The following is a 13333-nucleotide window of genomic DNA, read 5'->3' on the forward strand; positions in this document are numbered from 1 at the left end:
CCAGTGAATCGTCGTTCAGCTCCGGCCCGTGGCCGGGACCGCAGGCCGACGAAAAACCCGATGTTTTGAAGGAGTTACCCATGTCCGATGCCATCAAGGTCGGCTTCGTCCCGCTGTCTGCCGCCGCCCGTGGCATCCTGGTGGTGTTCTGCGACGACGGTTTGAAGCTGGGCCCGGCGACGGCCAAGGCGCTAGGCGGTGCCACCGACCTCGTCAAGCGGGCAGCTTCCGCCGCCAGCTTCAAGGGCAAAAGCGGCGCCGCGCTGGACATCCTGGCACCGGAGGGGGTGAAGGCCACCCGTCTGATCGTGATTGGTGCCGGTAAGGCGGCGAGCCTGAAGGCGAATGACTTTCTCAAGTTCGGCGGCGTGGCGGCGAGCAAGCTGTCCGCGGGGTCCGCGGCCATGACAATCGTGGCGGAACTGCCCAATGGCGCCATGACGAGCGAGCAGGCGGTCGCGATCGCCTCGGGCCTTCGCTTACGCGCCTACAAGTTCGATCGCTACAAGACGAAAAAGAAGGATGGCGAGGAGGGCGGCTTGCGCGCCGACGTCTCGGTTGCGGTGGGCGATGCAGCCGCGGCGAAGAAGGCGTTCGTCGCGGCCGACCATGTCGTCGACGGCGTGATCATCGCGCGCGACCTCGTCAACGAGCCGCCGAACGTGCTTTTCCCCGAGGAATTCGCGCGCCGCGCGGGCCTGCTGCGCAAGCTCGGCGTCAAGATCGAGGTGCTCGACGTCAAGGCGATGGACAAGCTCGGCATGGGCGCGCTGCTCGGCGTCGGCCAGGGCTCGGCGCGGCCGAGCCGCACCGTGATCATGCGTTGGGACGGCGGCAAGAAGGGCGAGGCGCCGGTTGCCTTCGTCGGCAAGGGCGTCTGCTTCGACACCGGCGGCATCTCGATCAAGCCGGCCGGCAGCATGGAGGACATGAAAGGCGACATGGGCGGCGCTGCCTGCGTCGTCGGCCTGATGCATGCGCTGGCGGCGCGGAAAGCGAAGGCCAACGTGGTCGGCGCTATCGGTCTCGTCGAGAACATGCCCGACGGCAATGCGCAGCGGCCCGGCGACATCGTCACCTCGATGTCGGGCCAGACCATCGAGATCATCAACACCGACGCCGAGGGCCGCCTCGTGCTGGCCGACGTGCTCTGGTACGTCGCAAAGAAGACCAAGCCGCAATTCATGGTGGATCTGGCGACGCTGACCGGCGCAATCATGGTCGCGCTCGGCACCGAGCATGCCGGCATGTTCTCCAACAATGACGAGCTCGCCGCGCGCCTGCTGGCCGCCGGTATCGAGAGCGGCGAGAAGGTCTGGCGCATGCCGCTCGGCCCCGAATACGACAAGCTGATCGATTCCCAGTTCGCCGACATGAAGAACACCGGCGGGCGGCACGGCGGCTCGATCACCGCGGCGCAGTTCCTCCAGCGCTTCGTCGACGGCACGCCCTGGGCGCATCTCGACATCGCTGGCACCGCGATGGGGGCGCCCAAGACCGACATCAACCAGAGCTGGGGAAGCGGTTATGGCGTCCGTCTCCTGGATCGTCTGGTGGCCGACCACTACGAGCGCAAATGACGGAAGTGCTGTTCTACCATCTGCAAAACATGACGGTGGAGAACGTGTTGCCGCCGCTTCTCGAGAAATCGCTCGAGCGCGGCTGGCGCGTCGTGGTGCAGTCGACGTCGGAGGAGCGCGCCGATGCGCTCGACGCGCATTTGTGGACCTATCGCGACGATTCCTTCCTGCCGCATGCGACATGGCGCGTGAACGATGCCGCCGATCAGCCGATCGTGCTGGCGATCGAGGAGGGCAATCCCAACGGCGCCAATGTCCGCTTCCTGATCGACAACGCCGCGCTGCCGCAGGACGCGCAGGGCTATGAGCGCATGGTGCTGCTGTTCAACGGCGACGATCCGGACGCGCTCGCTTTGGCCCGCAGCGCCTGGACGGATTGCAAGGCGCGGGGATTTGATGTCACCTATTGGCAGGCCGACGAACGGGGCCGGTGGCAGAAGCGGAATTAGCGGTCGTTTGTAATTAATGATAATTTGCACTTTTCGGGCGATGCTGGCTTTTGTCACCTTCGTGCCGCAAAGTGATGTTGGGACAATTGCTTAGGGCCGGTCCTTCACACGGGGAAATTGGTTTATCGTGCGACATCAAAAGCTTCCCAGCTCGCTCATAGTTGCGTTGGCTGCCGTAGCACCGCTGGTCGCGGGCTGCTCGGGTGGGACCGATCTGTTGTCCAGGGACGCCCAGTGGTTCAACACACCGAGCCGCCTGTTCATCAAGAGCATCTCGATTGAGTCGCCGCCGCTGACGCCCGAGAAGCCGGTTGGGGCCGAGGATCTGGTCAGCGCCGACGGCGGATGTCCCGGTATGGCGCCGCCCCCCGGGCCGGCTGATGCCAATGCGTCGACGACGGCGCCCGCGGGCGGTACGGTCGCGCTCGGCCACACCGAATGCGACGTGGTCCGTGGCGTCGGCGCGCCCTCGACCGTCAACCTCTCCAGCGATGCCGCCGGCCGGCGCGTTGCCGTTGTGACGTGGACCACCGGTCCGCGCGCGGGCGTCTACACCTTCACCTCCGGCCGGCTGTCCTCGATCGAGGGCAACCCGGACCCGCAGCCGGTTCCGAGGGCGCCGAAGCCGAAGCCGAAGAAGAAGTCGGCGACCTGAGGTTTCCGTTGGCGCTGATTACTGGATCGGCGCTATGCCGACCCGCCTGATCAGTTCTGCCCATCTCGGAGTTTCGGTCCGGATATCGGCTGCGAATTCGTCCGGCGTGCGCGTCACGGTTTCCATGCCAAGCGTAGCGAACTTTGCTCGTGCAGCCGGCGCGGCCACTGCTTTCTGAGCCTCCTCGTTGAGAGACTTGATCACCGAAGCCGGCGTTCCGGCCGGTGCCATCAAACCAAACCAGGCGGTGGCATCGAAGCCGCGGAAGCCGAGTTCGTCCAGCGTCGGCAGGTCGGGAACGGCAGACGAGCGCCGCGCCGATGTGATTGCCAGGGCGCGAATTCCGCCGTCGCGAACCTGGGGCAGCACCGACGCGATGCTGCCAAAGAACATCGTCACGCGGCCGGCCATGAGATCACTCAACAGCGCCGTGCTGTCGCGGTACGGTACGTGTTGGATCTTGATACCCGCCATGGTCTGGAATAGCTCGCCCGCCAAATGGGTGGAGGTGCCTACTCCCGCCGAGGCAAAGGTGAGGGTACCAGGATTGCGCCGCGCCAGATCGACCAGATCCTGAACGCCTGCCGCCGGCACGTCCTTGTTCAAGACCAGGATGTTCGGCGCGACCGTGACTTGGGCCACCGGGACCAGATCGTGCGCCGGATCATACGGCAGCTTTGCGTAAAGAGAGGGATTGATGACGATTGCCGCGTTGCCCGCCATCAGCAGCGTGGCTCCGTCCGGCGCCGATTTGGCGACGTGATCCGCTGCGATATTGCCGCCCGCGCCCAACATGTTCTCGACCACGACGGGCTTGCCCCAGGTCGCCATGAAATGGTCGGCGAGGATGCGGGCCGCCACGTCGGGTGCGCTACCCGGACTGAAGCCCAGCACGATGCGAATGGTCGATTGCGGGTATCTCGGCTCCGCTTGAAGTGGATTTGTCAGCCACAGAAGCAGGATCGGAACGAGTGCTGGCCGTAACATGGTTGGTCTCCCTGTCTCGGACCAGACTGTCCTTGCCGCTCGGTCGCTCGTCGTCACCCCATGGGGTGACAGCCACCCTCCGTTGATCGACGGCGCTACATCGAGGGATCGAGCACCCGGGCGATGTCGGCAATCGATTGCACCAGCTCCGCGTGGCCACGGACGCCGATCTTGGCGTAGATCCGCTTGGTATGGGACTTGAGGGTGTTGCGACTGATGCCGAGCATGACTGCGGCCGTCCTCATGTCGCTGCTCTGGGTGAGGGCCGTTGCGACCCGCAGTTCGGCCGTCGTCAGGCCATGGCGGGCCGCCAACAGCGCGCTCGCGGCCTCGCCGTTGTGCGAGAGGTCAACCAGGAGTGCGATTGCGGCAGGACTCGCCGTTCTGTGATGCGAGGGGTGATCGAATGCGCGCCCACGCACCGGCGTTACGGTCAGGCCGATTTCCCGACCGTTCGGCCGCGACAGCCGGCGTGTTCCTGCGGTGCCGCTGCGGACAGCATCCGCGAGAAGCGCCCGGACGCCGTTCACGATGCCCGGTGGCCCCGACAGATCGCTGCCGGCGACAACCCGAAGCGATAGTTCTTCGCCCCGCATCCGGGCTGAAGAGTTGGCGAACAGCACCCGCTGCCCGGCATCGAAAGTGATGATTCCGGTCGACAACGCATCGAGCGCATCGCGCTCGGCCTGCGCCGCCTCGCGGTAGTCGTGCATTCGCAATCGCAGCTCGCAGGCGCGCCGCACATGCGGCAGGAGCGACCGGAGGATCGCAGCGTCACGTTCGTTGAACGGTCCGCTTTTCTCGCTGCGTTCGACGTTGAGCGAGACCCGGAATCCCGGGCGGCTGACCACATTGACGATCGTGCCGTGCGCCAGATTCTGCGGCCGGAGAACGTCGTCATAGAACGCGGTACGCTTGAGCTCCGGTAGCCCGATCAAGTCATCGGAGTGCACGATGCGACCTGCCGGAAAGCGGCTCGACCGCATCCACGGATTGGTCACGTGATAAAGTTCGTGACGATGCTTGCACTCCGGATCGATCCGACCGAGGTTGTGGAACGTGTACAGCTTGCGATCGACGCAGTAGCCGTGCATGAGCGCGGCCGCGCTATGAGTGATATCCGCGAGCCCCTCCAGAGCAGCGCTCCAGAGCGAGGCATCAAGTACGGCGTCGTAGATCAGACCAACGAGCGCTTCTCGCCTTTGTTCGAACCCGGCCGCCATGTGCGTCCCTCCACAGGAGCCCCAAGCTCGCCGATGCCGACGTACTCCGCAAGCATTCTCGCTTCGCTATTTCGACGGCAGCGGAACCGCGTTGCGAGGATCGTCACCCCGCCGCCTGGTCAAACTGCGCACTTGCCTCGAGCCATTGCTCCTCTGCGCGCGCCAGCGCATCGGCTGCATTCGCGCGCGCCTTTGACAGTTGCGCGGCCTGCTTGGGATCGCGGGTGAAGATATCGGGCAGGGCGAGGGCGGTATCGATCTTGGCGATGATGTCGCTGACGCGGGCGATCTCGGTCTCGGCTTCCGCGATGCGCTTCTTCAGCGAGCCGCGATTGTCCGATTTCGGACGCTGCGGCTTTTCGCTTGGCGCGCTGCGCTCGCGCGGGGCGGGTTCGCCGTTACGCGACGACAGCACCAGGCGGCGGTACTCGTCGAGATCGCCATCGTAATTGGTGACGGTGCGGTCGGCGACGATCCAGAGCCGGTCGGCGCAGGCCTCGATCAGATAGCGGTCGTGCGAGACCATGATGACCGCGCCGGGGAATTCGTTGATGGCTTCGGCAAGCGCGGCACGGCTGTCGATGTCGAGATGGTTGGTCGGCTCGTCCAGGATGATCATGTTGGGGCCGAAGAAGGTCGCAAGCCCCAGCAGGAGCCGCGCCTTCTCGCCGCCCGACAGTTTGCCGACCTTGGTATCGCCCGCCTTGCCGGAGAAGCCGATGGCGCCGGTGCGTCCGCGCACTTTTGTTTCGGGCGCATCGCCCATCAGCTTGCGGACGTGGTCGTAGGCGGAGGCGTCCTCGTTCAGCTCATCGAGCTGGTGCTGCGCGAAATAGGCGATCGACAGCTTGTCCGCGCGCGTCACCTTCCCCGAGAAGGGCGCGAGCCGTCCCGCGAGCAGCTTGACCAGCGTCGACTTGCCGTTGCCGTTGGCGCCGAGCAGCGCGATGCGGTCGTCGTTGTCGATTCGGAGCGTCACGCGGCCGAGCACGGGCGTTGCCGGGTCATAGCCGACCGAAACGTTGTCGACGGCGATGATCGGCGGCGACAGGATTTTTTCTGGCGCGGGGAAGGTGATCTCGCGCACGTCCTCGGTGACCAGCGCCGTGATCGGCTTCAGCCGCTCCAGCATTTTGACGCGAGACTGGGCCTGGCGCGCTTTCGAGGCCTTGGCCTTGAAGCGGTCGACGAAGGCTTGCAGGCGCGCGCGCTCGGCTTCCTGGCGCTTGACCTGCTTGGCGTCGAGCAGCTCGCGCGCGGCGCGCTGCTCCTCGAAGGAGGAATAGCCGCCTTTGTAGAGCGTGAGCTTGCCGCGCTCCAGATGCAGGATCTGGTCGACCGAGCTTTCCAAGAGGTCGCGGTCGTGGCTGATCACGATCACGGTGCGCGGATAATGCGCGAGGTGATCCTCCAGCCACAGCGTGCCTTCGAGGTCGAGATAGTTGGTGGGCTCGTCGAGCAGCAACAGGTCGGGGGCCGCGAACAGCGTGGCGGCGAGCGCGACGCGCATGCGCCAGCCGCCGGAGAATTCGGCGCAGGGGCGAAGTTGATCCGCGGCGGAGAAGCCGAGGCCGGAGAGGATCGCGGCCGCACGGCTCGGCGCTGAATGCGCGTCGATGTCGACGAGCCGGGTCTGGATCTCGGCAATCCGATGTGGATCGGTCGCGCTCTCGGCTTCATGCAGCAGTGCGTCGCGTTCGAGGTCGGCCTTGAGCACGACCGAGATCAGGCTCTCGGGCCCGTTCGGGGCTTCCTGGGCGAGGCTGCCGACGCGCCAGCGCGGCGGCAGCGTGACCGAGCCGTGCTCGGCCGCCAGCTCGCCGCGGATCACCTTGAAAAGGGTCGACTTGCCGGTGCCGTTGCGCCCGACCATGCCGACGCGCGATCCGGGCGTGATCTGCACGGAACTCTGGTCAATCAGAAGGCGTCCGGCGAGGCGGATGGAAAGGTCGGTGATCGCAAGCATGCGGCCTTGTCACCGCAAGGCGCGCCGAACGCAACCCGTTTTTCCGTGTCCGCAAGCCGGTATCAAGTCAGTGCGGTTCGCGCTCGCGCTTCCTCAACTCGTCCATCAGCTGCTCGAGATGCGTGGGGAGCCGGGGATCGGGTCGCAGGCTCTGCTGAAGCCGCTCGCCCACGGCATCGCAAATCGAGCGGCTGGTGCGCCGGTCGATCTGTTCGCTGTTATTGGCAAAAGGGCCAGCCATCGCAGGTTCCGTGTTCTCAAAGGAGTGACACGGTATCAAGTCATTGCCCCCGAAATGGTTTCCCCACTCGCGGAGATTGCCAGGCTTTCTCGCGAAAATTGTATGAATTCGCCGTGTCTGCCTAAATACAAAGCCCCGGCGCAGGGGGGACGCCGGGGCTTCGCTTGGAAGGCACCTTGGGGGGCGTAGGTACCTCAGGAAGGTGCTGTCGGGCTCAGTAGCAGCGGTTGATCATCCGCCAGCGGGGACCCCAGGGGGTCGGGACCAGCCGGCGCACATAGCAGCCGCCATAACCGTAGGAGACGACGGGGCCGCGGGCATAAAAGCGCGGTCCGCCCCAACCGTGATGGCCCCAGCCGCCGCCGTGCCAGCCACCGCCATGCCAGTGCGCGGAGGCGGAGGTCGGCGCCAGCGCGGCACCCAGCGCAACCGCGGCGACTGCGGCAAGCGAAAGTTTCCTCAACATGGTGATCTCCTCAAAACTGCCGGCGCGGGGCTATCGCGTCGATGGAAAGGCCGCCGAAACGGTCCGCCTCATGATCAGGCTTTCGGTTTCGATAGGCTTGACCTTACGCCGGCGAAGCTGAACCGAACCCTGACGGAGGTTTCAGATTGGGTTCATCTGGGTGAAATTGTTGTAATTCATGTTGGAATCCCGGGCCTGGCCCTGCGGCGAAGCGCCTGTGAGGCCGTTTTTGCGGTCGCTTGCCGTATGACGATGGCGCCGATATAAGCCCCGCAACTCCAAACCACCGTTTTTCCTCAAGGACATGACCATGGCGATTGAACGCACCTTCTCGATCATCAAGCCCGATGCGACCGCGCGTAACCTGACCGGTGCGGTCAACGCCGTGATCGAAAAGGCGGGCCTGCGCATCGTCGCGCAGAAGCGCATCCGCATGACCAAGGAACAGGCCGAGACCTTCTATGCCGTCCACAAGGCCCGCCCGTTCTTCGGCGAGCTCGTCGAGTTCATGACCTCGGGCCCGGTCGTCGTCCAGGTGCTGGAAGCCGAGGGCGCCATCGCCAAGTACCGCGATGCCATGGGCGCGACCGATCCGTCCAAGGCGGCCGACGGCACCATCCGCAAGCTCTACGCAAAGTCGATCGGCGAGAATTCCGCTCACGGTTCGGACGCGCCGGAGACCGCCGCGATCGAGATCGCGCAGTTCTTCTCGGGCAACGAGATCGTCGGCTGATCCAGCCGATCGTTTAAGTCCACGGGGCGAAAGGACGTATTGTGAACTGGCTCTGGCAGATCTTCGATCCCGCTACGATCGGGGCATTCTTCACCCAGTTTCGCAACGAGATGGCCGAGCCGACCTTCTGGATTGCGGTCGGGAAGATCATCTGGATCAACATCCTGCTCTCCGGCGACAACGCGCTGGTGATTGCGCTCGCCTGCCGCGGCCTCAAGCCGCGGCACCGGCTGTGGGGCATGATCTTCGGTGCCGGCGCAGCGGTGCTGCTGCGGATCATCTTCACCGGCATCGTCGCGAGCCTGATGGAGCTGCCGTACCTCAAGCTCGTCGGCGGTCTCGCACTGATCGTGATCGCGGCAAAGCTGCTGGTGCCGGAAGAGGAGGACGAGGACGGCGTCGAGTCCGCCTCGCATCTGTGGCAGGCGGTGCAGATCGTCGTCGTTGCCGACATCGTCATGAGCCTGGACAACGTCATTGCGGTCGCCGCCGCCGCCAATGGCAGCGTGCCGCTGTTGATCCTCGGTCTCGCCATCAGCGTGCCGCTGATCGTCGCCGGTGCGGCGCTGATCATGGCGCTGCTGGCCAGGCTTCCGGTCCTGGTGTGGGCCGGCGCGGCGCTGCTCGGCTGGATCGCGGGCGAGGTGATCGCGACCGATCCCGGCGTGGCGCCGAAGCTGCACACGCTGTTCGACAGCCCGTTCGGGGCTTCGCTGGACGGCATGCTCAGCACCTTGCGCATCCCGCCGCAATTCGGTCATGGCGGCGGTGGCGGTGAATATCTCTGCGCGGCCCTCGGCGTCGTCGTCGTGCTGGTCGTCGGCACCATCTGGCGCCGTCGCAGCCTCAGCACGGCCGCGCTGGCGTCGTCCGAGCGGCACGCCAAGGCCTCGGCGGAATAATCCACGCGTGTGATCGGACTTGTCGGCCGCCCCAAGCGGGAGCGGCCCTTGCCTTGCGCATGTTGGCGAGCGTTGCAGCTCTTCGCGCGCTCCGCGCGCGCGACGACGCGTCGCACCGTGACTCACACCGCTCGCAACCTGCGGGCGATTTAGAGTTTATCTCATTATAAACGACTGAAACGAAAGGGTCCTTTCGTTGACTCGATAATGCTGTCCGCGGCACGTCGCTCCGAAATTCATTCTGTCAGATCGGAAGCTTTACGATGCCGTCGCGAGTCATTTGCCGTCCCGTTAACGTTCTCGCCGTCACCGTCAAAGCACGTCCGACGTATTCGACGCCTGCGGCCGTCGCGGCGTCCGTGGTCTCCATCGCATTGCTCGGTGCGGGCCTGCCGCAGCAGGCCAACGCGCAAGGCACCGCGCCGGCGACCGACAGCGCGACCGCGTTACCGGCGGTGAACGTCACTGCGGAGGCGCCAAGGCAGCGCGCGCGTCCACGATCCAATCCGGGCCGAACGGCGGCCCGTGGCAGCTCGCGCACAACTGAGCGGGCCGCAGTTCAGGCGGAAGGAAATCCGCCGGCGCCGAAGCCCGGCGCGCTGCCGCCGTCCTATGCGGGCGGGCAGGTCGCGCGCGGAGGCCAGGTCGGTTTGCTCGGCAACAAGGATTTCATGGATACGCCGTTCAACATCACGAGTTACACCGCGAAGAAGATCGAGGATCAACAGGCCACCACGGTCGCCGACGTCGTCAGCAACGACCCTTCGGTCCGTTTCACGGGGCAGACCGGCGGCATCCTCGACTCCTTCTTCATTCGCGGCTTTCCGATCGGCGAGGGCAATGTCGGAGAAATTGCCTTCAACGGCGTCTATGGCGTCGTGCCGAACTACCGTGTGTTCACCGACTACGTCGAACGGATCGAGATCATCAAGGGGCCGACCGCGCTGCTTTACGGCATGGTCCCGAACAGCAGTGTCGGCGGCACCATCAACATCGTTCCGAAGCGCGCCGGAGATGTCGATCTGACACGGGTGACGACCGATTACGCCTCGAACTCCCAGCTCGGCACGCATCTGGATGTGAGCCGACGGTTCGGCGAGAACCGCGAATTCGGCATTCGCGTCAATGGCAGCTATCACAATGGCGATACGCCGCTGGATAACCAGAGCCGCGAGGCGCATGTCGGCGCCGCGGCGTTCGACTATCGCGGCGAGAAATTCAGGGCGTCGCTCGACTTCATCGACCAGGATGAAAAGTTCGACGCGCCGACGAGGCCGTTTCTGGTCGCAACGGGCGTCGCCGTCCCGACCGCGCCGGTCGGCCGCCGCAACGTCACGCAGTCCTGGGAATGGGCCAAGGTTCATGACAATTCGCTGCTAGCGCGCGGCGAGTTCGACGTGACGGATACCGTGACGGTGTTCGCCAGTGGCGGTGGCGGCAGGACGCAGGTCGATCGTCTGTTCGGCACGCCGACGATCCTGAACGCGGCCGGCAACACCACGACGACACCGGGACGCTTCAAATTCGACATCGACAGGAACGTCGCGGACGCCGGTGTGCGCGCCCGCTTTGAAACCGCCGCGATCAGCCACGCTGTGACCTTCCAGGGAAGCTACTACACAGATCAGGTCGGGCGCGGATCTGTGAACGGAACGCCGGTGCTGTCCAATATCTACGCGCCAATCGCCCGCCCGGAGCAACTCGTTGCGGCTCCTGCGACCATACCGAAACTCTCGGACAGCGAACTGACCGGCCTTGCGCTGGCCGACACCATGTCGGTCTTCCAGGAACGCCTGCAACTGACCGTCGGCGTACGGCAACAGGGCGTCAAGGGGACCAACTACAATACCACGACGGGCGCCGTGACGTCCGCCTACGACCAGACGGCGTACACGCCGATGGTCGGCCTCGTCGTGAAGCCGTGGAGCAACGTTTCGCTGTACGCCAACTACATCGACGGGCTCAGCAAAGGCGATACCGCACCGATGGGGGCGGCCAATCAAGGCGAAGTCCTCGCGCCGTATTTAGCAAGCAGAAGGAAGTGGGCGCGAAGGTCGATTTCGGCATGCTGGCGACCACGATCAGCCTGTTCGAGATCACCAAGCCGTCGGGGCAGACCGGAGCCGGCAACGTCTTCCGAGCCGATCAGGAGCAGCGCAATCGCGGCGTGGAATTCAGCGTGTTCGGCGAGGTGCAGCCAGGCATTCGCGTCCTTGGCGGCGTGACGCTGATCGACGCGGAGCTGACAAAAACGAGCACGGCAGCCAATCTCGGCAAGACGCCGATCGGAGTGCCCCAGGTGCAAGCCAATCTGTCTGCCGAATGGGACACCCCGTTCGCGCCTGGACTGACGCTGGTCGCGAACACCATCTATACCGGGCACCAATATCTGAACGGGGCGAACACACAGGTCATCCCGGCCTGGACGAGGCTCGATCTGGGAGCCCGCTACAACACACGGATCAACAACCGGCCGGTGACGCTCCGGGCTCTGGTCCAGAACGTGTTCGACACCAACTACTGGGCCGGCGTCGCGAGCTTCTCCGCATTGTCGCAAGGCGCGCCGCGAACACTATTATTGTCGATGTCGACAGATTTCTGAGCCTGGGAGGCCGCCCGTCTACCGTCGGACGATCGAGCCGGCGCGGCTCACCAGGCGCGCGAGTTGCTTGAAGCGGCTGCCGACGCGGTCGGCGACGAGGTCGCCGAGCCGGTGCTCGAACACCAGCATCAGATTGCGGGCCCGGCTGCGGAAATGCGTGGCGGGCAGCACGCCCGGGCGCGCCGCCGAGATCAGGTGCGCGACGCGGAAAGCCGCGCCCAAGAGGCGGGCGCGTTCGAGCTGGGCCGGCGTCAGCAATTCCTGCATCGTCACCGGCGGCTGGTTCTCCTCGCTGAGGCCCGCATAGCGATAGAACACGGAGAGGCCGACGAAGGCGCGCTCGGTGTGGGTGATCGCGCCGAAATTGCCGTTGACGACGAGGCTCAGCGTCTGCTCGCCGCGATGGTCGGGATGCACGCGCCAGCCGATATCCGAGAGCAGGCACGCGGTGTGACGCAGGCGGCGATCCTCGTCGGTCTCGCGCAGCTTGACCACGCGCGCGAGACGGTCGGTCCAGGCAATCAGCTCGCGGGCGTGCTTGGCCGAGCGCGACAGCAGCTGGTTCAGCTCTTCGGCCGCGCAGATCAGTCCGTCCTTGTTGCGCTCGGACTCCGGCAGCTTTTCGTGCAGCAGGCCCTCGCGCACGCCGAAGGTCGAGAACACGATGGTCTTGGGCTTTGCGACGCGGATGATGTGCTCGAGCACCAGCGCCGCATAGGTGAGGAGCGGGCGCCGCGCATCGGCGACGACCTCGATGTCGGCGAGCGTGTTGCTGGCCGCGAGGCGGCGCAGACGGCGCGAGAAGTCGAGCGCCTCGGCGGCCGAAATCGAATAGCCGTGCATCACCTGGAGCGGATAGCCGCTCTGGATGATGTGGATGCGTGCGAGCGCGCGCCAGGTGCCGCCGACCGCGTAAAAGGTGCGGCCGCGGCCCGCGATGAGCAGCTCGACCTCGTCGATCTCCTCCCGCACGATCCGGTCGGCGCGCTTGAGCGATTTGTGCGCGAGGTCCTGGAGCGCGAGGCCGCCGAGCGGCAGCGTCACGCCGCTGCGCACGGCGTTCCGGCGCACGTCGATCAGCTCGAGCGAGCCGCCGCCGAGATCGCCGACGATGCCGTCGGGATGATGGATGCCAGAGATGACGCCGAGCGCCGACAGCCGCGCCTCGCGCGGGCCCGACAGGATCTCGATCTTCACGGCGCAGATGCGCTCGGCCTTGGCGATGAAGTCGGGGCCGTTGGAGGCGTCGCGGCAGGCCGCGGTCGCGATCGCGAACACGCGTCCGACCTGCATCACCCGGCACAGCGCGCGAAAGCGCCTCAGCGAGGTCAGCGCCTTGTCGACGGCATCAGGGGCGAGCAGACCCGTGCTCTGCACCTCGCGCCCGAGGCCGCACAGCGTCTTCTCGTTGAAGATCGGGATGAGGCTCCGCGTCAGTCCCTCGTAGACGACGAGACGGACCGAGTTGGAGCCGATGTCGATGACCGCGACGCTCGTGCCGCGCTTGCGCGGCCGCTTCACGTCGCAGA

General features: G+C 65.5%; 12 protein-coding genes and 1 pseudogene. 7 read left to right on the top strand and 6 right to left on the bottom strand.

From position 1 onward, the window contains the following. Positions 1-80 precede the first annotated feature (80 nt). The 3 genes from I3J27_RS16700 (at position 81) to I3J27_RS16710 (ending at position 2684) form a co-directional block, all read left to right on the top strand. Complete coding sequence (locus I3J27_RS16700; RefSeq protein ID WP_270171384.1) at positions 81-1580, top strand: leucyl aminopeptidase; 1500 nt, start codon at positions 81-83, stop codon at positions 1578-1580. Continuing rightward, positions 1577-2029, top strand: a complete 453-nt coding sequence (locus I3J27_RS16705) for a DNA polymerase III subunit chi (RefSeq protein WP_270171386.1) — start codon at positions 1577-1579, stop codon at positions 2027-2029. Before I3J27_RS16700 ends, I3J27_RS16705 begins: the two co-directional genes overlap by 4 nt. A gap of 166 nt (positions 2030-2195) precedes the next feature. After that, positions 2196-2684: a hypothetical protein gene (locus tag I3J27_RS16710; protein WP_270171388.1), complete on the top strand. Its 489-nt coding sequence runs from the start codon at positions 2196-2198 to the stop codon at positions 2682-2684. An 18-nt stretch (positions 2685-2702) separates the two neighbouring features. Here the strand turns inward: I3J27_RS16710 and I3J27_RS16715 are convergent, their stop codons facing one another. The 5 genes from I3J27_RS16715 to I3J27_RS16735 all read right to left on the bottom strand — a co-directional run bounded on the left by I3J27_RS16715 (position 2703) and on the right by I3J27_RS16735 (position 7567). Then, on the bottom strand, positions 2703-3671 hold the full coding sequence (locus tag I3J27_RS16715; RefSeq protein ID WP_270171390.1) for a Bug family tripartite tricarboxylate transporter substrate binding protein: 969 nt from the start codon (positions 3669-3671) through the stop codon (positions 2703-2705). 95 nt (positions 3672-3766) lie between these two features. Beyond that, on the bottom strand, positions 3767-4894 hold the full coding sequence (locus tag I3J27_RS16720; protein WP_270171392.1) for a helix-turn-helix transcriptional regulator: 1128 nt from the start codon (positions 4892-4894) through the stop codon (positions 3767-3769). Positions 4895-4997: 103 nt separating this feature from the next. Continuing rightward, entirely contained in the window at positions 4998-6860 is a 1863-nt protein-coding gene (locus tag I3J27_RS16725) for an ABC-F family ATP-binding cassette domain-containing protein (protein WP_270171394.1), read from the bottom strand. 67 nt (positions 6861-6927) lie between these two features. After that, positions 6928-7101: a hypothetical protein gene (locus I3J27_RS16730; RefSeq protein ID WP_270171396.1), complete on the bottom strand. Its 174-nt coding sequence runs from the start codon at positions 7099-7101 to the stop codon at positions 6928-6930. A 214-nt stretch (positions 7102-7315) separates the two neighbouring features. Beyond that, positions 7316-7567, bottom strand: a complete 252-nt coding sequence (locus I3J27_RS16735) for a sulfur globule protein precursor (protein WP_270171399.1) — start codon at positions 7565-7567, stop codon at positions 7316-7318. 310 nt (positions 7568-7877) lie between these two features. On the opposite strand from I3J27_RS16735, the gene ndk reads away from it, so the two are divergent. From ndk to I3J27_RS39090, 4 genes and pseudogenes are all read left to right on the top strand, one after another. Next, the gene (ndk, locus tag I3J27_RS16740) at positions 7878-8300 is read left to right on the top strand and encodes a nucleoside-diphosphate kinase (RefSeq protein WP_027535388.1); all 423 of its coding nucleotides are present in this window, start codon (positions 7878-7880) and stop codon (positions 8298-8300) included. A gap of 41 nt (positions 8301-8341) precedes the next feature. Continuing rightward, entirely contained in the window at positions 8342-9202 is an 861-nt protein-coding gene (locus I3J27_RS16745; protein WP_270171402.1) for a TerC family protein, read from the top strand. A 671-nt stretch (positions 9203-9873) separates the two neighbouring features. After that, positions 9874-11133: pseudogene (locus tag I3J27_RS39085) on the top strand (TonB-dependent receptor); the annotation flags it as partial. A 134-nt stretch (positions 11134-11267) separates the two neighbouring features. Next, the gene (locus I3J27_RS39090) at positions 11268-11804 is read left to right on the top strand and encodes a TonB-dependent receptor domain-containing protein (protein ID WP_370691960.1); all 537 of its coding nucleotides are present in this window, start codon (positions 11268-11270) and stop codon (positions 11802-11804) included. Positions 11805-11822: 18 nt separating this feature from the next. Here I3J27_RS39090 and ppx read toward each other — a convergent pair whose 3' ends face one another. Then, on the bottom strand, positions 11823-13325 hold the full coding sequence (ppx, locus tag I3J27_RS16755; protein ID WP_270171404.1) for an exopolyphosphatase: 1503 nt from the start codon (positions 13323-13325) through the stop codon (positions 11823-11825). Positions 13326-13333: the final 8 nt, after the last annotated feature.

The organism is Bradyrhizobium xenonodulans (assembly GCF_027594865.1).
GTDB classification, from domain to species: domain Bacteria; phylum Pseudomonadota; class Alphaproteobacteria; order Rhizobiales; family Xanthobacteraceae; genus Bradyrhizobium; species Bradyrhizobium xenonodulans.